At 34.3% G+C, this 19,818-nt stretch carries 16 protein-coding genes; 13 read left to right on the top strand and 3 right to left on the bottom strand.

Annotated elements, in window-relative coordinates:
* Positions 1 to 34: 34 nt before the first annotated feature.
* The 6 genes from G3A47_RS14330 (at position 35) to G3A47_RS14305 (ending at position 10,363) form a co-directional block, all read left to right on the top strand.
* Positions 35 to 4,657 carry a hypothetical protein gene (locus G3A47_RS14330; RefSeq protein ID WP_166923481.1) on the top strand — a complete coding sequence of 1,541 codons (4,623 nt, stop codon included), beginning with the start codon at positions 35 to 37 and terminating at the stop codon, positions 4,655 to 4,657.
* A gap of 31 nt (positions 4,658 to 4,688) precedes the next feature.
* Positions 4,689 to 8,381 (top strand): DUF6443 domain-containing protein, encoded by a 3,693-nt coding sequence (locus G3A47_RS14325; protein ID WP_166923479.1) that lies wholly within the window; start codon positions 4,689 to 4,691, stop codon positions 8,379 to 8,381.
* A gap of 4 nt (positions 8,382 to 8,385) precedes the next feature.
* Positions 8,386 to 8,757, top strand: coding sequence for a hypothetical protein (locus tag G3A47_RS14320; protein WP_166923477.1), 372 nt, complete (start codon positions 8,386 to 8,388; stop codon positions 8,755 to 8,757).
* A gap of 359 nt (positions 8,758 to 9,116) precedes the next feature.
* Entirely contained in the window at positions 9,117 to 9,341 is a 225-nt protein-coding gene (locus G3A47_RS14315) for a hypothetical protein (protein WP_166923475.1), read from the top strand.
* A gap of 128 nt (positions 9,342 to 9,469) precedes the next feature.
* Entirely contained in the window at positions 9,470 to 9,766 is a 297-nt protein-coding gene (locus G3A47_RS14310) for a hypothetical protein (protein ID WP_166923473.1), read from the top strand.
* A 126-nt stretch (positions 9,767 to 9,892) separates the two neighbouring features.
* The gene (locus tag G3A47_RS14305; protein WP_166923471.1) at positions 9,893 to 10,363 is read left to right on the top strand and encodes a hypothetical protein; all 471 of its coding nucleotides are present in this window, start codon (positions 9,893 to 9,895) and stop codon (positions 10,361 to 10,363) included.
* A 160-nt stretch (positions 10,364 to 10,523) separates the two neighbouring features.
* On the opposite strand, the gene G3A47_RS14300 is transcribed toward G3A47_RS14305, so the two are convergent.
* Complete coding sequence (locus tag G3A47_RS14300; RefSeq protein ID WP_166923469.1) at positions 10,524 to 11,396, bottom strand: lysophospholipid acyltransferase family protein; 873 nt, start codon at positions 11,394 to 11,396, stop codon at positions 10,524 to 10,526.
* A 139-nt stretch (positions 11,397 to 11,535) separates the two neighbouring features.
* Here G3A47_RS14300 and G3A47_RS14295 point away from each other — a divergent pair, with 139 nt between their 5' ends.
* From G3A47_RS14295 to G3A47_RS14280, 4 genes are all read left to right on the top strand, one after another.
* Positions 11,536 to 12,174 (top strand): rhomboid family intramembrane serine protease, encoded by a 639-nt coding sequence (locus G3A47_RS14295; RefSeq protein WP_166923467.1) that lies wholly within the window; start codon positions 11,536 to 11,538, stop codon positions 12,172 to 12,174.
* A gap of 53 nt (positions 12,175 to 12,227) precedes the next feature.
* Positions 12,228 to 12,920, top strand: a complete 693-nt coding sequence (locus G3A47_RS14290) for an SIMPL domain-containing protein (protein ID WP_166923465.1) — start codon at positions 12,228 to 12,230, stop codon at positions 12,918 to 12,920.
* A gap of 184 nt (positions 12,921 to 13,104) precedes the next feature.
* Positions 13,105 to 13,767 carry a 3,4-dihydroxy-2-butanone-4-phosphate synthase gene (ribB, locus tag G3A47_RS14285; protein ID WP_166923463.1) on the top strand — a complete coding sequence of 221 codons (663 nt, stop codon included), beginning with the start codon at positions 13,105 to 13,107 and terminating at the stop codon, positions 13,765 to 13,767.
* Between the two features lie 3 nt (positions 13,768 to 13,770).
* Positions 13,771 to 14,352, top strand: coding sequence for a Crp/Fnr family transcriptional regulator (locus G3A47_RS14280; RefSeq protein WP_166923461.1), 582 nt, complete (start codon positions 13,771 to 13,773; stop codon positions 14,350 to 14,352).
* Between the two features lie 133 nt (positions 14,353 to 14,485).
* Here G3A47_RS14280 and G3A47_RS14275 read toward each other — a convergent pair whose 3' ends face one another.
* Positions 14,486 to 15,016 (bottom strand): AidA/PixA family protein, encoded by a 531-nt coding sequence (locus tag G3A47_RS14275; RefSeq protein WP_166923459.1) that lies wholly within the window; start codon positions 15,014 to 15,016, stop codon positions 14,486 to 14,488.
* 621 nt (positions 15,017 to 15,637) lie between these two features.
* On the opposite strand from G3A47_RS14275, the gene G3A47_RS14270 reads away from it, so the two are divergent.
* The 3 genes from G3A47_RS14270 to G3A47_RS14260 are packed head-to-tail and all read left to right on the top strand — an operon-like array spanning position 15,638 to position 18,607.
* Positions 15,638 to 16,090, top strand: a complete 453-nt coding sequence (locus G3A47_RS14270; protein WP_166923457.1) for a hypothetical protein — start codon at positions 15,638 to 15,640, stop codon at positions 16,088 to 16,090.
* A gap of 21 nt (positions 16,091 to 16,111) precedes the next feature.
* On the top strand, positions 16,112 to 17,947 hold the full coding sequence (locus tag G3A47_RS14265) for a tetratricopeptide repeat-containing sensor histidine kinase (RefSeq protein WP_166923455.1): 1,836 nt from the start codon (positions 16,112 to 16,114) through the stop codon (positions 17,945 to 17,947).
* A gap of 27 nt (positions 17,948 to 17,974) precedes the next feature.
* Positions 17,975 to 18,607: a response regulator gene (locus G3A47_RS14260; RefSeq protein WP_166923453.1), complete on the top strand. Its 633-nt coding sequence runs from the start codon at positions 17,975 to 17,977 to the stop codon at positions 18,605 to 18,607.
* An 81-nt stretch (positions 18,608 to 18,688) separates the two neighbouring features.
* Here the strand turns inward: G3A47_RS14260 and G3A47_RS14255 are convergent, their stop codons facing one another.
* A complete protein-coding gene (locus tag G3A47_RS14255; protein ID WP_166923451.1) occupies positions 18,689 to 19,696 on the bottom strand; it encodes a bestrophin family protein in 1,008 nt (335 codons plus the stop codon).
* Positions 19,697 to 19,818 lie beyond the last annotated feature (122 nt).

The raw sequence follows: 19,818 nt of genomic DNA, 5'->3' as shown, positions 1-19,818 counted from the left end.
AAAAAATACTCCTATTTAATTTATTTGCCTGTTCATGAAAAGTTATTACCATTGTCTATTTGTTCTTTTATTTTTTTGCTTTAGTGCCAATTTTCAGGCACAAGTTCCGGGAGGTAGTAACCAGCCGCCAAAAGTTAATGATTTACTTTATAACGAAATCTTTACTCCAAAAATCAGTACTCCAAATGTAGCTGGACTTGGAAAGGTTAATTTCTCAAATGTTTCAGAGTATACAGGTTCTGCAAGTATTAATATTCCAATTTATCAAATACAGATCGGGCAAATTAGTGTTCCAATAGAATTAAATTATTCAGCTACAGGTATTAAGGTTGATGAAACGGCATCAAATGTCGGGCAAAATTGGTCTTTAAATGCTGGGGGAATAGTCACAAAAGTTATAAAAGGAATAGAAGATTTTAAAGTTGGTATTGAAGGGAATTTGCCATACGATGTGAACAATCCTAAATTAAAATTTACTAATCTTGGAACAGCTGGTGTACAAGGTTTTAAACTTAAAGAGGTGGGTTGGCTTATGCAAAGTCAAAATATTTCGTTAAACAAATATTACGATTTAGGAGCAACAAGTATTGATAAAGTTTATACGGTAAACGACATGAATTTGCCTTCTGTAAGTAAAGATTTATCTCCCGATGTGTTTTATGCAAATGCGCCGGGACTAAACACCTCATTTACACATAGAAAAGATGGTTCTGTGATGGAAATCGCGGCACAGGGGAATAAAATTTCAACTAATGTAAAGCAAGATGCAGGTCAAACTATAAATCAAACACCGATAATTTCTCTCTTCCCGGAATTTAGAGATAATATTAAATTTCAGAATGATCTAGTATTGTTTGATGGAGGACCGGCAAGGAGAATGCAAGGTATTAGTAAAGTGGATATTACGAATATAAGCGGTACCCAGTATATTTTTGATCAATTAGATGTTAATCAATATGTTAATCGGGATATTTATAATTCTTATGTTTTGAAGCAATCGAGCAGAGATATGACCTCTCAGGAAGTAATGGCTTATAAACTTAGTAAAATAAAAGATTTTAAGGGAAATGAAGTTTCATTTGAATATGAAAAATATGCTATAAGTTATCCCGAATATAGAAAAACATCGAGTTATGAAGTAACAAATCTTAGTGGTAATCAGCTTACAAGAAATCTAAGATCTACAGAAATTAGGTATCCTAACTTAAACCGAATAAGTAAAATAACTTATGCTGAAGGATCGGTAGAATTTAAGTATGAAGTAGCCCGAAAAGATCTTCCGGGAGATTATGCTTTGTCAAGAATTATAATCAAAGACATCAATAATAGTATAATAAAAACAGTAACGTTTGAGTACGATTATATCACATCCAATAATAACTGTAATGAGCCTACTTGCAAAAGATTAAGACTTTTACAGATACAGGAAACAGGAAAGAATAATGTGGCGATACCTCCCCACAGATTTTTTTATAATGAAGACGTAAAACTTCCGGAAAGAGGCGCTTTTATAACAGATTATCTAGGGTATGCAAATGGCCCGGTTTTAAACGGAAACAACAATGATTCTTCTGTTTGTGGAACCTGTCTTTTGCCTCCTCCGCAATTGTATTATTTGCCTAATAAAAAAGAACTTTCTTTTTCTCCGTTTCCTATTTTTTTAGATAGTTTCGCTTTTAAGACAAGTGGAAGATCTTTGGAACCTTCATTACCTTACACTAAGGCTGGTATTATTAATAAAGTACAATACCCAACGGGAGGAAGTGAGGAATTTGAATACGAATTAAATGATTTTTATGCAGCCGGACGAAATGTTGTATCGGGTGGTCTAAGAGTTTCTTTACATAAATTAATTGATAGCAAAGGCGCTCTGCAGGTAAAGAAATATAATTATTTGGATGCCGACAACAATTCTTCTGGAATATTAAATAGTTTACCTTTGCTCGGAATAGCTAATGTCGGTGATGAAAATTTGGCAACTGCTTATTTAGGAATTTCACAGTATACGCAACAAAGCGGACTTACACTTTTTACCTTTACAAATTCCAAAGCAGATTTCGATATTATAGAAGGATCAAATGTAGGATATTCGAGAGTTTTGATAAAAGAAAATGCAGATAACGGATATGTAGAAAAGGTATTTTCGACCAGAAAAGATTTTCCTGTTGAGGAAACGTTTTTTACGCATCAAACATATGATGCGAAAAAGGTTGAGTTTGGTTTTAAAAACGGATGGCGTCTTCCAAGTAATAATAATACAGAATTATTAGTTGGGAAATTAAAAAGTATTAGAAAATTTGATAAGACAAATAACTTAGTTGAGGAAACCAAAAACGGTTATAAGTATGATATTTTTAGTAATCCTATTAACGAGAAAGTAGGGATTTCCAGAGCAGAAGTTTTTCCTCAGGAAGCGGGAGGATTTGAGCCAATAGAACCTGATTTTGCATTTTATCCGAAAATTTATTCCAGTAGAAATTTAACCAACGAAACTAAAACTACAACAAACTACGGTCAAAATAAAGTTTTAAGTAGTAGTTCGACTACTTATGACCCGGTATACACTTTGCCAAAATCGATGGAAACTGTTGTCAATGAATCGGGGGCTGTAGTTTCTTTAATTAAAGAGACAAGTTACCCTCATAATTTTACAACTACTATAATGAGCAGTTTGGTTGGGCTTAATAGAATTGCTGAACCGGTAGTGGTAAAAACAACACGTAAGACAAACAATGTGACAGAAGATCTCAACAGTCAGGTTATTACCTATAATACTTTTGTTAAAGGGGCTAAAACCCTGATTTTGCCAACTACTGTACAAGCAATTAAGGGAGCGCAAACAGCTTCAAACGTATATGAAGACAAAATGCAATTTCATGCCTACGATAAGTTAGGAAATGTAACAGAAGTGTCTAAAAAAGAGGATACCCACACCGTTTATCTTTGGGGGTACAATTATACCAAACTAATTGCTAAGATCGAAAATGCTACTTATGCGGAAGTAATGATTTCGTTGGGTAAGACCGCTACAGAAACCCTTGAGTATCTGCAAGCTTATAATGAAGTAGCGTTAAAAAATGAAATGCAGAAAATAAGAACTGGTTTAAAAGATGCGATGGTAAGCTCTTATGTTTATAAGCCATTGATTGGTATTGCAAATGTAATAGACCCAAGAGGTGTAGCGTTATCCTATGAATATGATGATTTAAATCGTTTAAAGAGAATTAAAGATCAGGACCAAAATATTATTGAAGAATACTGTTATGGCTATAGCGGTCAACGTAATAATTGTCAGGATGCAATAATTCCGTCTGATGGCGGTGTTGGTGGTACCGATGGCGGTGGAAATTCAGGTGGCAGTTCTTCAGGTGATGCTGATTTATGGGTGAAAATTGGCGACTTCAAGTCCTATAAAACTCCTGTAGCTTGCGGTAGAGGTATAGATTGGGAAGCCAAATTGCCTTATGGTGCTGATTATAAAGGCAAAGGGGTTCTGAATCTTCATGAGAATTTCTATTTTCCAAATCCTCCTCAGATAGGAGTAGATTTTCAACCGGGTTATCATCCATTACCAAATGAGTACAAGGTATTAAATCTTCCTTATCCTTTAGAAGAATATACCTGTAATTACTATGCAGAAAGATCAGGTAATAGTTTTGAACTTGTCGGGTTGGATAATCCTAAATTTCAAGGACCAAACAGAGTGGTAGAACTTGTATGGTGGATGGAAGTTGATGGAGAGAAAATCGAACTTCCGAAGGTTCGCGAACATGCTAATGTATTTTTTATACCAAAATGTCTTGATGGAACTTATGGCAAAATTGTTTGTTCGGCGAAAATAACTTCCGGTTATGTGGGTCAGGAACCTATTCGAAAAACAGTGACTTATGTGGTAAAAAGTAATTTAATGACTTTAAAAAGTGGTCTTCACGATTATGATGACGTACCAGCACCATATAAAATAGGTGTTGATAATAAGTATTCGGGTGATGCCTGCAACAGAACATTGGTAAATGGTGGAGGAAACACTTCAACACCTATCGATCCGGGATTCTGGAAAGATACTCCTTGGACAATAAATAATGGCGTTGTAGTAGTACCTGATTTTAAGATAGCAGTCGAAAAATATCAATCGTATACTATTCCGGTTCCTGCGTGGTTGCCAACTAATTTTACATGGACCGGTATTACTACTCCAAGTTTGCATCCGTTGTTTAATTATCCGAGACCAACAGGAGGTATCCATAAAGACAACCCTTTTGTTCTTCTTCCGCTTCCTTCTTTTATAACATATCCTTATCTGTTAGAATATTATGCCAGTCTTTATGTGTCAGTAGGGGGGTATAAGTTTGATAGAGCATCCGTGCTTCAAAAGGTTAGTGGCAAAGGGGATTATAGTTTTAGCTGGTATATAAAACTTGAAGGCACAGGGCAACAGATTCCAATAATCAGAACTTTAGAATCAAAGGATCTCTTTTTTATACCACCAGCCTTAAATGGAAAAAGTGGTAAGTTAATTTGTGTTGCGACCAAGAGATTTGATGGGGTTACTGCTCCTTTAACTTTTGAAAGTGAAATTATAACTTTTCAACAGGGATTATCCAACTCAGACAACCTGAATTATCAGGTTGAATATCTTGACGAAGTAGAACTATAATTTGCATACTATAAAATTTAATCCTAAAAAGATGATCTCAAAAAACTACCCATATAGCATACAAATTATTTTACTGCTATTTACTCTATATGCCCAAGCACAGACTCCTGCGACTATTACGAAAGGGGCTGTAAATACACCCTATATTGTAACACAAAACGAAACTCTTACGGCAACTCAAAGTATCACACTTAAACCTGATACGTGGATTAAAGCGGGAAGTACTTTTGTGGCAAAAATAGTTCCGGATGCTTATATTCCTTATACATTAAGTAACGAGAATTTTGTTTTTACCCGTAAATTTCAAAAAGCTTTAACCTCCAGTTCAGGGGTTACTGCTAATTCAGATGTTATGGATAATGTCACTTATTTTGACGGACTCGGAAGAGCGATGCAGAATGTTAGTATAAAAGCAGCAGCTAACAAAAAGGACATTCTTACTCCAATTGTTTATGATAATATTGGCAGGCAGGAAAAAGAATACCTTCCTTATACTGATACTAACGAGTCTGTCGGTATTTACAGGAATACGGCGAGTGCAGTTATGGGAGTAGAAGAGTATTACAAATCAAATTACCCGCTTGATATTAATGCGACTGTTCCTAATCCTTTTTCGCAAAAAAAGTTTGAAGATTCTCCTTTGAGCCGTGTTTTGGATCAAGCAGCACCAGGTAAAGATTGGGCTTTAGGCAGCGGACATGAGATAAAAATGCAGTACCAAACTAATATTGATGAGGATGCTGTAAAATATTTTATTGTCTCTGTTGCTTTAAACAATGAGGGGATATACGTACCTACCATCACTTCAACAAGAGATTATGCGGTAGGACAATTGTACAAGGCTGTAACTAAAGATGAAAACTGGATCGCCGGAAAAGACAATACTATTGAAGAATTTAAAAACAAAGAAGGGCAAGTGGTCTTAAAAAGAACCTACAATGCCGGTTTACCTCATAATACCTACTATCTTTATGATTCCTATGGTAATTTAAGTTATGTTTTGTCGCCAAAAGCAGAAGGAGGTTTCACAGCTCCGGTGTTAAAAGATTTGTGTTATCAGTACCGTTATGATTCCAGAAACAGATTGGCAGAAAAAAAACTGCCCGGAAAAGAATGGGAATACATCGTATACGACAAACTCGACAGACCAATCTTGACTCAGGATGCCAATCTGAAGGCAGAAAACAAATGGATTTTTACCAAATACGACGCTTTTAGCCGACCGGTATATACCGGAGAATACACTAATGCTACTCAAACCACAAGAGCAGCTGTACAAACGCTGGCCAATAATGGCACTGCTTTGTTTGAAAAAAAACAAGCTAGTCCAGTAACGGTTAATGCAACAAGTATCAATTACTCGAACAATGTGTTTCCGACTGTGGGAATAAATTTGTTTACTATAAATTATTACGATGATTATCTAAGTATAGATTTAGATGGTGGAGTACCGGCAGTTTCGTATGGTATTACACCCATTACAAATGCTAAGGGGTTAGCGACTTGCTCTAAAGTTAGTATTTTGGGTACCGCAGATTGGACTACAACGGTTAGCTATTATGATGCAAAAGGAAGAGCGATTTACAACTACAGTAAAAATAATTATTTAGGTGCTACAGGTACCATAAAAACAAAGCTTGATTTTGCAGGTAAAGTAGTAGAAACGACTACTACCCATAAAAAGAAAACGGATGCTTTGATTACGATAGTAGACGTTTATGATTATGATCATACAGGACATTTATTAACCCAAAAACAAACTATCAACAATCAGACTCAGGAAGTAATTGCCAGCAATAGTTATGATAATTTAGGGCTACTAAAAGCCAAAGCGGTTGGTGGTAAAATTACGCAATCACGTCTTCAGAATGTAGATTACGATTATAATATTAGAGGATGGCTTAAAAATATTAACAATGTAAATACTATTGGAACAGATTTATTTGCTTTTCAGCTCAATTACAACACAGCTGCTACAGGAACTCCATTGTTTAACGGTAATATCAGCCAGACATTTTGGAAAACTGCCAATACAGATACGGGGTTAAAAAGTTATACTTACAGTTATGATGCCTTAAACAGATTGACTCTGGCTACAGACAATTCTGTTGTTAATCCCGGAAGATTCAATGAAGGTTTGAGTTATGATAAAAATGGTAACATTTTAAGTATTCTTAGATTAGGTAATACAAATCCGGTAGCTGCCACATTTGGCATTATAGATAATCTTTCTTATGCTTATGATAGTGGAAACAAACTAACTAAGGTAGAAGATTTTTCTGAAAGTACAGAAGGATTTATTAATGGAAGTAATACTGCTGTTGAGTATACTTATGATAGTAACGGTAATATGAAGACGGATGAAAATAAAAAAATTAAAAATATAGATTATAATCATTTAAACTTACCCACAAGAATATCATTGTCTTATAATGGAAATGGTACTATTACTTATGTGTATGATGCGCTAGGTACAAAACTTCAGAAAACTGTAGCGAATAAATTTGAGATTAGAACTACTGATTATGCGAATGGTTTTCAGTATAATAATGACGCTTTACAATTTTTGCCGCAGTCTGAGGGATATGTTTTTCATAATGAAGGCGTTTTTAATTACATTTACCAATACAAAGATCATTTAGGGAACATTCGTTTAAGTTATCAGGATAAAAACAACAATGGCGCTGTAAATACATCCGAAATTGTTCAGGAGAATAATTACTATCCGTTTGGATTATTGCAAAAGGGGTATAATAATGCTATTGTTGGTGTTGATAATAAGTATAAGTACAACGGACAAGAATTTCAAGATGAGTTAGGGCTTAACATGACAGCGATGGATTATCGTCAGTATGATAATGCTTTGGGGAGATTTAATTCTATCGACGCTTTGTCAGAAATGAGTTACTCGGTATCGCCTTTTGCTTTTTCGTATAATAATCCGATTTTCTGGTCAGATCCTACTGGGTTGATTTCTCAAGCGTTCTTTAATTCGTTATGGAACAATAGTGCAGCAAACAGTGCAACGAAATGGGTAAATGATGGAGGTGGTACATTCTCAAACACAGACGGGAGTGGAATGGTTGACCAGGAAACTGGTGAGTTTACAGGGTTTGATAGTCTAAGAGCAGTAACCGTTACAGGTAGAAGAACTTCTGACGGAGGTTCGAACTTAGATGGTAACATAGGTGGACTTGCTCAAAGTAAAGCTTATAGTTTTGGAAGATTTTACGAAGGATGGAGGAGTAATTTTAGGACAAAACAAGCTGATGGTATTCAGGAGTGGTTTGATGTATTGGGGACCGCTGATCCTTTGGGAATAGTTGATGGCCTTAATGCTTTAGGATATTTAGCTAGAGGACAAAATGGAAATGCGGCGATTGCGGCGATTGCAATAATTCCTTATGTTGGGGATGCGGCGAAGGGAAGCAGATTAGCAATGAAAACAGCAAAATATGAAAAATTAGTTGATGGATTTGGAACGAGGGCTTTCATAAAAGAATTTAATAATACAACACCCATAAATACTAGAATTCTTTTCAATGATATAACCCAAGGTGGGACTAAGAAAATTATTAACACTCCTAAAGGCACTATTATAAATGCAACGATGTCTAATGGAAGTATTATTCAATTGCGAAATTTTTCAACTAAAAGCGGTGATTTAAATCATTCAACATTAGAATTTATTGGGACCCAGAATAAATGGAAATTTAATTACTAAAACTATGGATTGGAACTATATTAAAGATAAAATTTTGGTTTTTGGAGAAGATGATTATATTTTTGCGAATATGATGATTTCGATTCTAGATGAATTTGATAGTGTTGTAAATAAGGAAAGTAAAAGAATCTTTACGTTAAAAATGTTACATGAATTAATGGAAGAAAAATTAATAGATGTTTTTTATGTAACTGAAACTGAATTTGAATCTTACAATTACGATTCAGAAGATGATATTTTAAAATTTATCGGTGAAATTGATTTAAGATGGTCAAAGTTAAATTATGAATTACCACTTCCTAATGAACTTTTTTGGGCAACAACAACACAAAAAGGAAAGAAACTTACACAAAGCAATAATTATAACTTCATTTAAGGTTTGCATTACATGATCTTCAGAGTATTCTTGTAAAAAGTTACATAAAAACCTGCTCGCTCGGATATATTTCACCGCAACGATACCGCAGATTTGCAATCTGTGCCCGCAAAGTAATTCACGCAATATAAATAAAAAGTACAGTGCAAAACTGTACTTTTTATATTTACAGGAAAAAGAATAGTGTCAACAAAGTACAAAGTCATAATAACAGGAGAAGAAGGAAGTATGTGGGTTTAGAAAGTGATTTAGGAGTGATTTTATTAGATCTGTTTTGAGAAAATCAATCTTTGCGGAGAGTGATTGTTAATCTACGCTATCGGATTCCCTCACCAATAATGATTAAAGTGAATAAAAATATGGCAAAAGTAATATTAGAAAGCTGGAAAGAAGGATTAAAAAAAATATCACTTACAAAATTACAAGTAGAAAAATTAGGATTGTCTTTAAGAGAAGCGAAATCAAATGTAGATTCTCTTTTGGAGGATGAGAAAATAATTTTAGAAATAGATGATGAAAATTTAGCAAATGAGTTTCTGAGGGAAGCTCAAAAAATTGGCGTTGACTGTAAGCTTATGACATAACTGGTAGGGTAATGTATTAGATAAGTTGGACACTAACTATTCGTGACTCTCAGCAAAGTTTTTATTTATAAAAGTCGTTAGATTTAATACGACGGGATATATAATGATTAATTTTAGTAATAATAACAATGAATTCAATTGTAGAAATAGTAGACAAAATAAAACAACGACCAGCAATGTACATTGGTAGAAATTCTATTTTTTGTTTAAAAGCTTTTCTTGATGGTTGGTATTTGAGAAGTTCAAATGATGTAAGTGATTCAGGTATAATGAATGAGTTTCAAGATCGGATTGTGAAAAAATATGATATCAAATCTGCGCATTCATGGTGCGATATATTGTTGTTTTATTCTCAAGATGAAGGTAAAGCTTTGGAGTTGTTTTTTAATGAGTTCGAAGAATTTTTAGAAGTAAATAACAGATAATTATCAATGATGTAGTTTTAGTTTTTCTCGTCAGAAACGATTTATTTTGTATTGCAATTAACCAAATGGCAGAGGAATTAAACTTCATGGCAATTTCGAGTTTAAAGGATTTTTAGATTAATATATATGATAAATAAACTATTGGTTGACTTACTATTTAAAGGCAAATTATCGAAAATTGATTTTTCTTTCATCGATAAGATGTTAGAAAACAGTAGAGAAATTCGATTTAGTTATCCTGAAAATAGTAGTGCTTCGGATTATTCTGAAATTATAAAAATATTATATTCTAATGATTACGTAGATTTTGTAGTAACAACAGATGTTTTGAATAGTGATGGAATTAGAATTGAGAATGTTTTTATAAACATAGGAAAAGATAATGAAGAAGTAGAAGTATTACTTTTTTTTGACCTATTCGATATCGGATACAAAACGGCAACGGATAATTTTTTAATTTTAGATAATTGGGCAAAGAAAAATCAAGCGAACTATAATTTTGAGTTAATGATTTGTCAAATGGACAATGGGAATGAAAATGAATATTATTTTGATAGTAATGGTTTTGGGCCTCTTTGGGATAGTGTTTCAGAATAGATCGTGTTTCAAAATTTAGCGAAAAGAGAATACTCAATCGCTCGAATCAATAGACAAATATAGTATGGGGATTTTTTTCATCCCCGCAAAGAGAATCAAGAAAAGACATAGACATAAAAAAAACTCGCAGCAATGCGAGTTTTTTTATGTCTTAATTTACTTACGACACCCGATGTTTCCATCTCTTATGCGTCCATAAATAGTATTCAGGAGTTTCGTAAATTTGTTTTTCGACTTCTTTTAAGTACTTTTCTGTGATTTCGAAGTTCTCGTATTCGTTAGGATCATCTGCAAGAGATTCGAAAGTAGCTTCGTAGTACCCTCTTCCAACTTTTTTTACTTTTACAAAAATAACACTTAAATTGTATTTTTTAGCCAGCATTTCTGCACCCGTATGCACAGGGACTTGTATGCCCATAAATTGCATGGAGTGAAAAATTCGGTCCAGTTTAGGAGACTGATCACTTGCTAATCCGTACATGCTTAAAATTCCATCACGTTGATTTTGAGCCATGGTCGGAATAGCTTTTTTTGTTTCAACCAATTCCGTATCATATTTGGAACGTATTTTTCGCACTAACTTATCGAAATAAGGATTTGCAACCTTTTTGTAAACGGCAATTCCCTTAAAATCAATTTTTGGGTTAATGGTCAGAAGCCATTCATAACTCGCATAGTGCGAAGCTACAAGGATAACACTTTTATTCTTTTTTGCGTATTCATTTACAAGTTCAAGATTGGTAACACGAAACCTTTTATCCATCTCTTCCGGAGAAATACTCATTGTCTTGATGGTTTCGAGAAACATATCACACATATGCTGATAAAATTTCTTTTCGATTACTTTTCTTTCGGCATCACTTAAATGGGGAAGTGTAAGGGTTAGATTTTCACGAACCACTTTTCTTCTGTAGCCTAAAACATAATAGACCAGAAAGAATACAAAATCAGAGAACCAATAAAACAATCGAAATGGAAGTATAGAGATAAGCCAGAGAATAGGATAGGCTAATATATAAACGAGAAATTGCATGTATTTTTTTTTACAAATATAAAGTAAAAATGAATAACGACCGATATTTTGCTTTCTTACTCACTTGTATAAAAGAATGATTATATTTACATTTCACATTTTACAGTAAACATTTCACACTAAACATTAAACATTTTTTATGAATACCATTTTGATTGGGATAATAGTTGCCAACGTACTAATAAGTTACAAGGGTTTTAATGATTTTGCATTTTTTAGAAAATTCGAATTTCACGTTGGAAGTATTCGTTCCGGAGAGCAAATCAGAATGCTTTCATCAGGTTTTTTGCATGCCGATATGATGCATTTGATTTTTAACATGTTAACATTGTGGTTTTTTGCTCCTGTAGTTTTAAATTGGTTGGGTAATTTTTCTTTTATCTTAGTATATTTCGGAAGTTTAATTTTCGGTAGTTTGCTTACGATGTTGTTTCATAAAAACGATTACAGTTATCGTGCGGTTGGAGCCTCCGGAGCAGTAACGGGTGTGTTATATTCAGCCATTTTATTGCAGCCGGATATGATGTTGGGAATCTTTTTTGTGATTCCGATACCGGCCTATCTTTTTGGAATTTTATATTTATTATACTCTATTTATGGTATGAGAGCAAAAAACGATAACATAGGCCATACAGCACATTTTGGAGGCGCTGTAGGCGGTTATTTAATTACGTTGATAAAAGAGCCTACTTTATTTGTAGATCATACAGTAATGGTTATTCTGTTGGCGATTCCGATTATTGTACTTTTCGGAATGGCAAAATTAGGAAAGCTGTAAAGCTGGCACAACTTTTGAAAAGCAATCTTTTAAATAATTTAAATATCACGAAAATGAAGAAACTAGTATTATTATTAACAATTATGTTTATGACTATGTCTTACGGCCAGGAAAGCAAACAAATTCCTCAAATTAATGTAAATGGGGAAGGAAAAGTAAAAGTAGCACCCGATAAGGTTTGTATTTCAGCTACCGTTGAAACAAAGGGGAATAATGCTAAGGATGTCAAAAAGCAAAATGACGAAAAAATGGATGCTGTTTTAAAATTCATTAAAAAAATGAATGTTCCAACAGCTGATTTTAAAACAAAACAAGTGGCTCTTAATCCGCAATACGATTACGAGAAAAAGAAAACAAGTTACAATGCAACTCAGACTGTAGAAATTGTATTAAAAGATTTGTCTAAATACGATGAAGTAATGGAAGGTTTAGTTCAACAAGGAATTAATCGTTTAGATAATGTTTCTTTTGAATCTTCTAAATTAGCACAACTTGAGTCAGAAGCCAGAAAATTAGCGATTAAAGATGCTAAAGCAAAAGCAGAGGATTATGTGTCTGTTTTAGGACAAAAAGTAGGTAAGGCAATTAACATCTCTGATAACTCACAAATCTATCGTCCGCAACCCATGTATGCAGCGATGAGAATGAAAGAGTCTTCAGATGCAGCCGGAGCTTCAAACGAAACTTTAGCAATTGGTGAAATTGAGATTACGGCAAACGTTAGTGTTAGTTTTATCCTAGAATAAACTCAGGAAGAAATTCCAATATTTAAAATACCAGATTCCAAGTCTTAAATTTTAAATTCCAATAGTATCAAATTGGAATTTGGAATTTAAGGTTTGGAATTTTTTTATTGACTTAGATCAAACTTTGTGAGGTCAAACAATTTTAGATTTGCTAAATATAGAAATTTTAAAACTTTAGACTAAAATGATAGATATAGCAACACATCCATTAGAAAAATTTGGGGTAACCAGTAAGGAACGTGTCGAAAATGCATTAAAACAGCTTCAAAAGGGGAAAGGAATTATTTTAACGGATGATAAAGACAGAGAAAATGAAGGAGATATGATTTTTTCTGCCAATAGTCTAACCGTTAAAGATATGGCATTGATGATTAGGGAGGGTAGTGGTATTGTTTGTCTTTGTTTGACTAATGAAAAAGCAGATCAATTGGATTTGCCTTATATGGTAAAAGAAAATTCAAGTAGTTTTCAGACGCCATTCACTATTACTATCGAAGCAAAAGAAGGGGTAACAACAGGTGTTTCTGCAGCAGACAGAGTTAAAACGATACAAACAGCTTGTCATGATCAGGCAAAGGGCTCAGATTTGGCAAGACCGGGACATATTTTTCCACTGAGAGCAAAATCAAATGGGGTATTAGGCAGAAACGGACATACGGAAGGCAGTGTAGATTTGATGAAACTGGCTGGTCTAAAACCGGAGGCAGTACTGTGTGAATTAATGAATCCGGATGGGACTATGGCTAAAATAGATAAAATTATCAGCTTTGCAAACGAGCATGATTTAACGGTGCTATCAATAGAAGATATTATCTATTACCGTAAATTTGTGCAAGACTATAATTAAATCATGGCATACGAGGAACTTTGTAAGTATATAAAAAAAAATATTGATGTTACTGATGATGAATTGAAAATCATTGTTTCTTATTTCAAGACGATAAAAAATAATAAAAACGATATTTTGCTTTCACAAGGGCAAGTAAGTCAGTACAGTTATTTTGTAAGTAAAGGCTGCCTGAGATTTTTTTTTATAAATGATGAAGGAAAAGATATTACGCGATATATTGCTTTTGAAAATCAATTTGCAACAGCTCTTGTGAGTTACATTACGAAACAGCCGTCACAGGAAGTTATTCAGGTGGTAGAAAAGTCAGAACTTCTTTTTATTAGCCATGGTGACTTCGATCATTTAATGAAAATCATGCCTAAATGGCGAGAATTCTATTCCGTATATTTAGAAAAAGCATATGTTAATAATTCAAATAGGTTACTGTCTTTTACCACATTAGATGCGTTGGAAAGGTATAATCAATTACTAAAAGTAAATCCAAAAATAGTCAAGAGATTGCCAAACAAAATAGTGGCGTCCTATATTAATGTTTCGCAAGAGACATTAAGCAGAATTAAATCAAAAAAAATAATATTCTAAATTCCAATGTTATAAAATTGGAATTTGGAATTTAAAATATTAGACTTTTCACCTTCTGTTATAGTAAAAACTTCAATCGGCTTGAGCTAATTGAAGTTTTTTTGGTAGAATATTGGCATTGATTTTTTGTTTTTTATCCCGGATTTACATTGATGAATGGGTCCCATGAAAAATAACCTATAACATTCCCGTTAGCATTGTTTACCAACTGAAATGAAAGGGTGTACTGGATTTTTACTCCAACCTCTATAACTGTTCCCTGTGCAACATATACATTGTTGCTGTATTCTTGTATAGTACCGCTGTTGTTTGGAAGTTGTTCTGAAGTCTGCGTATTGAAATAAAGCAATCCGTTCGGAACGATCGCCCCCTGAGGACTAAAGGTTCCTGCATACAAGAATGCGGTATGATCTACGTTGTTTCCAAAAGTGGTCATCGCCCACTGGATGCTGTCACCGGAGTTTGCCGAAATAGTTAATTCAGATTGTCCTCCGTTATTTACAACATTGTTGTGTTGTGAAATCATTGCAATATACACGTCCGATTGTGACCATGCACCTAACGAAGTTGGTGAACTTTGAGTTCCTGGTTTGATACTACCATCAGCAACTTGTTGTGCCAGTTGAGTTCCGTCAACTGCTACTAAAATGTTAATTAATCCCATGATATTTAAATTTATATGATTTGTTTTCCTACTCTGTTTAAGGCTTTTCAGATTCCGCCTTGTCTTATAGTATAGCTATACGATTTGGAGACATGACAAAGTTGGGGAAGTTATGTTGTTGATTTATAGGTATAAAGAGTGATTTTTTTCGATACCCCATAATAGGTAGTGGGGTACTTAAGTGTTACTTTTTTAAAGTTTCAATTGTCAGTCTGGGTGAAGTTGAAAATCTAATGGGTTGATTATGTGATAGAAAAATAGTTCTCTTTTGTGCTTTTTTTCTGAAGTAAAGTTTATATTTTTCCTACTATGTTGTGGAGAAATTTTTTCAGACAGATTTATTCAGATCGGTTTTATTAGGAATCACAAAACAAATCTTTAGATATAATTTTGCGAACTCTATGCATTAAGTATAATTTTTATAAATTGCAATCAATAGCTTAGTAAATAGAGTAGTTGATCAGCTGCCTTGGACAATAGGACTATTTATTGCGCTAAAAAATGAAACAGAGCTTAACGGATAAGAAAGAGGTATTTTATCAAATACCTCTTTTGGGGTATTACGCCTAAGAAATTTCCAATTAGATTTGTTGAAAATAAAACCTACAAAACAAATCAACTATGAAAAAATCGAGAAACATTTTTGTCCAGGTCGATACCGATCGTGTTATTAAAGAATTAAAATTTGATTTGCGTACTCCGGTAAATGTAAGCATGAGTTCCTTTATTTACGATCAGGGATTAATGGCAATGGGACATGCAGAGAAAAGCTTTAATATAGAAATTGAAACGGGTGAAAATATTTTTTTTACAATTGTTCCTCTTCATCTTTATTCCTATCACAAAATATATTTTACTGAATTTAAGATCCTGAGCAATAGCAACGGAATTAGTGTGACGTCTTCATTGATTGGTAAACAGGTAAGTTTTGACGTGTATATTGATAAAGCGGATGAAGGTGGTATTATAAACTTTGATCTTATTGCTACTATTGAATTTTACGATGCTTTAGGTAGAACAGTAAATCTTCCGATACTGATTGATCCTGTCCTGAGAGCGAATCAGGGCAATTGATAATTTATAAATTTCGCACCTATGAGTAGAGGCAGGATAGCAGTTATCTTTTGTTTTTTATTGTTTGGCATTAGCTACAGAACCCTGGCGCAAAACCAGGCCAAAGCTGATAGCCTTAAATTGCTGTTGGTTAAAAACGATGCGATTTCCCCTCAGGCCAAAATGGGGATTTACGCTAAGATAGCTGCTCATTCCTCCTCGCCGGATGAGGTTTTGCTATACGCCAATAAATTATTGGAACTGGCTTCGAGTACTAAACAATCGACTTATATAATTGAAGCGTATCAGTCTAAAGGAGTAGCGTATCGACTAAAGGGCAATTTAAAAATGGCTTTAAAAAATCTTTTTAAAAGTGCTGATCTTGCTATCGAATATAAGAATGACAAGCTGTTAACAAGTGATTATCTCGAAATTGCCAATACCTATACGTCTAATAACGATTTCAAAAATGCAATTGTTTACAACAAGAAAGCCATTGCTGTTATAAGGCTGCATGGTAACAAAGAGCAATTGGCTATCAACCTCCTCAATACAGGATTTAGTTATTATAGGTTACATGAACTCGAGTCGGCTTTATCGCTTTACAACGAAGCAGCGCCCATTTTTGAGGAGATCGGTCTGGAAATCGGTAAAGCCTATACCATCGGAAATCGGGCATTGGTGTATTGGAAACAAGGAAAACATACCATAGCCGAACAAGATCTTCTGAAAGCGATTAAAATGCTTGATTTGCTTGGCGATACATTTGGCATGGCAGATTATCACAACCAGTTGGGACGGATCTATTCTGAACTGAGACAGACCGAGAAAGCGATTGATCATACACTCAAGGCACTCAACATGGCAAAAGTTCTTGACCTCAAAGAGCAGATAAGAGATGCTGCGCTGCTTTTATCTGAATTGTACGAGGTAGAGAAAGACTACCCAAAAGCATTCGTCTATCAATCTCAATATATTGCTTACAAAGACAGTATAGAAAATACCGAAGCGACCAAACAACTGGCCAACCTCCGCACAGATTTTGAGGTAAGTCAGAAAGAAAAAGAAATCGCACTTTTAGAAAAGAAACAGCTAAGCAACCGGATTTATATTATCGTTACTGTTTTTTTGTTGCTTTTTGCTGTATTGTTGTTACTGTATTTTCGACAACGGTTTAAAAATACCCGGCTTATGGCCCATAATGAGCGTAGCCGACATGATGAAAAAATAAAAAAACTACTAAACACACAAGAAACCAAAGCGCTCCAGTCTATGGTGCAGGGACAGGAAAATGAACGCAAACGAATCGCTCGGGAATTGCACAATCATTTCGGAAGTCTGCTGGCCACCATAAAAGTGAACCTAAATGCCATCGATGAAAAGACTATTTCCAATCATCATACATTGTCAATATTGGTAGATCAGGCCTGCACCGATATACGAAATTTGTCACATGAACTCAATATGGGGATATCGGATAATTTTGGGTTGGTACCGGCCTTAAAAGAACTGACATCACATTTGCAACAAGCCAATGAGCTGGAAATTGAGTTTACAGCTTCCATGTGTCAGGAACAGTTGAGTTCTGAAAATGAAATAATAGTATACCGCATTGTTCAGGAACTTGTGAGCAATGTATTGAAACATGCTGCAGCCACCAAACTATCCATATTACTGACCTGTTTTGATGATGAAAATCTGATGAATATAATTGTGCAGGACAATGGAAAAGGATTTAATGTAACCGAAAAATTAAAAAGTATTTCAGGTATGGGCCTTAAAACGCTGAGAGAAATAATTTTGGATTTGCAAGGTGATATTAAATTTGACAGCAATCCGGCAAGCGGAACCACTGTAAATATTGATTTACCTTTTTAGTAGTATCGAATTAAATAATTACTGATTATGATAAAAGTATTAATAGTAGACGACCACCATCTCTTTGCGGAAGGCGTAAAATCGATGTTCAAACCCGAAGACGGTATTGAAATTGTAGAACATACAAAAAACGGAAATGTCATTCCGTCTATTCTGGATACTACAGCAATTGACGCTATCCTTATGGATATTGATATGCCAATACTGGACGGAATTGCGAGCATGGAATTACTGAAAAGCAAAGGGTATGATGTGCCGATATTAATGCTGACCATGCACCAATCCATGAAACAAATCAAGAGCGCGCTTGAAAAAGGTGCACAAGGTTATATATTAAAAGACGCTTCAAAAGCCGAACTTGTACAGGCGATTATTGACACCAGTCAGCGCAAGAATTATTTTCACAGTAAAATCAACGAGCAGTTGTTTAATTATTTCCGCGGCAAGAACTTAAATAAAAACAACGTGCAGGAACTTTCGGAACGCGAAAAAGAAATCATTAAATGCGTTGCTGACGGGATGAACACTAAAGCCATATCCGGCATTCTTTTTATCAGCGAACACACTGTAAAAACGCATCGTAGAAATATCATGCACAAGTTACAGGTAAAAACATCACCCGAACTGATTAAACTTGCCATTGAAAAAGGAATTATTTGATAAGATTTTTTAATTACTCATTCCTTTTTTTGTTGGAATATGGGCTAAGATTGTCACAAGTTCTGGATGTCTCATTTATATTTAAAGTACAATATCGTTTATCGGTGTAATTGGATCCGGGAGATTAGATTCATCCAACATATCTTTCATATCAATTTCTATAGTACGACTAATTTGAGTGATGGGGATATCATTGGCGCTTCCTTCAAAAGGGTTTACTGAACTTTCTCCAATAACATCAAGAGTATGGAATGCCCAGGTGATAATAGCTGAGAACGGAATGTTAAACCAAATAGTATAACCTTCCAGAAATGTTCCGTCGCCCAATTTATCCAGTTCCTTTAGGAGTCCAAATGGAACCAGAACTACAAAAATAAAAATCAAATAGGTGGCAATAGAAGCAAAGTTTCTCGGATAAGGAAAATTTTTAATACGTTCCGATTTCCCCTGACTGTCTGTAAATTTTGATAGTGATTGTTGTAATAAAGTCCACTCAAAATCATCGATTTGACCTTTTCTTTTCAACTCTGTAATTTCTTCTGATTGTAATGCAGTGAGTTGTGTCGCTTTATTTTTTTTAGACAAAATATAGTCCAACTCCGTTTCCGACAAATAGTGTTGTAACTCTTCTTTTAAATTTTGCTTTCTTTCCGGAATAGCATAGTTTTTATTTCGATATTGCGTATCGCTCTTTTTGGTGGTATTTTCCCAACTTTTTGGTTCACGCAATTGAAACCTCAGTGCAGTCAGCCAGGCGATATGCCGATAGAAAATCCGTTTTACAGTTTCAGAGTTTTTGCCACCCAAACTATCTCTTACAGTATAGCCAAAACTCCTGCTATCGTTAATAATTGAACCATAAATTTGTCGGGCTTCCCATATTCTATTGTAGCTGGCATTGTTTTTAAATCCAATTACAAATGCCACTACAGTACCTACAATGGCAATTGGTGGCCAGGGTAGTCCTAAGAATTTCCATCCGAAATGATACAAAATAGTGGGTATTGCAGCTAAAAATAGTAAAACAAGTGTACTTCTAAATGTCCATTTAAAAAACTCAATTGGTTTATAACGATTTCCTGTATGCATAGTCTATGGTAAAAATTTTAATAATTTGAAACTATTCTGTTACTTCTAAAACTTGTTTTTTACATCTGGCGTTACTGCAATAGGAATCATTGCCGGATATAATTCTTTTAAAGGTAAAGAAT

Source organism: Flavobacterium poyangense, assembly GCF_011751075.1.
Classification (GTDB): Bacteria; Bacteroidota; Bacteroidia; order Flavobacteriales; family Flavobacteriaceae; genus Flavobacterium; species Flavobacterium poyangense.
This window is presented reverse-complemented; position numbering and strand designations above follow the sequence as displayed.

What these genes read in the sequence shown, in the direction of transcription:
- G3A47_RS14280 (WP_166923461.1), top strand. Translation starts at nt 13,771, where the DNA reads ATGGCATACGAGGAACTTTGTAAGTATATAAAAAAAAATATTGATGTT.
- G3A47_RS14320 (WP_166923477.1), top strand. Translation starts at nt 8,386, where the DNA reads ATGGATTGGAACTATATTAAAGATAAAATTTTGGTTTTTGGAGAAGAT.
- G3A47_RS14265 (WP_166923455.1), top strand. Translation starts at nt 16,112, where the DNA reads ATGAGTAGAGGCAGGATAGCAGTTATCTTTTGTTTTTTATTGTTTGGC.
- G3A47_RS14305 (WP_166923471.1), top strand. Translation starts at nt 9,893, where the DNA reads ATGATAAATAAACTATTGGTTGACTTACTATTTAAAGGCAAATTATCG.
- G3A47_RS14330 (WP_166923481.1), top strand. Translation starts at nt 35, where the DNA reads ATGAAAAGTTATTACCATTGTCTATTTGTTCTTTTATTTTTTTGCTTT.
- G3A47_RS14290 (WP_166923465.1), top strand. Translation starts at nt 12,228, where the DNA reads ATGAAGAAACTAGTATTATTATTAACAATTATGTTTATGACTATGTCT.
- ribB (WP_166923463.1), top strand. Translation starts at nt 13,105, where the DNA reads ATGATAGATATAGCAACACATCCATTAGAAAAATTTGGGGTAACCAGT.
- G3A47_RS14270 (WP_166923457.1), top strand. Translation starts at nt 15,638, where the DNA reads ATGAAAAAATCGAGAAACATTTTTGTCCAGGTCGATACCGATCGTGTT.
- G3A47_RS14325 (WP_166923479.1), top strand. Translation starts at nt 4,689, where the DNA reads ATGATCTCAAAAAACTACCCATATAGCATACAAATTATTTTACTGCTA.
- G3A47_RS14295 (WP_166923467.1), top strand. Translation starts at nt 11,536, where the DNA reads ATGAATACCATTTTGATTGGGATAATAGTTGCCAACGTACTAATAAGT.
- G3A47_RS14260 (WP_166923453.1), top strand. Translation starts at nt 17,975, where the DNA reads ATGATAAAAGTATTAATAGTAGACGACCACCATCTCTTTGCGGAAGGC.
- G3A47_RS14315 (WP_166923475.1), top strand. Translation starts at nt 9,117, where the DNA reads ATGGCAAAAGTAATATTAGAAAGCTGGAAAGAAGGATTAAAAAAAATA.
- G3A47_RS14300 (WP_166923469.1), bottom strand. Translation starts at nt 11,396, where the DNA reads ATGCAATTTCTCGTTTATATATTAGCCTATCCTATTCTCTGGCTTATC.
- G3A47_RS14310 (WP_166923473.1), top strand. Translation starts at nt 9,470, where the DNA reads ATGAATTCAATTGTAGAAATAGTAGACAAAATAAAACAACGACCAGCA.
- G3A47_RS14275 (WP_166923459.1), bottom strand. Translation starts at nt 15,016, where the DNA reads ATGGGATTAATTAACATTTTAGTAGCAGTTGACGGAACTCAACTGGCA.
- G3A47_RS14255 (WP_166923451.1), bottom strand. Translation starts at nt 19,696, where the DNA reads ATGCATACAGGAAATCGTTATAAACCAATTGAGTTTTTTAAATGGACA.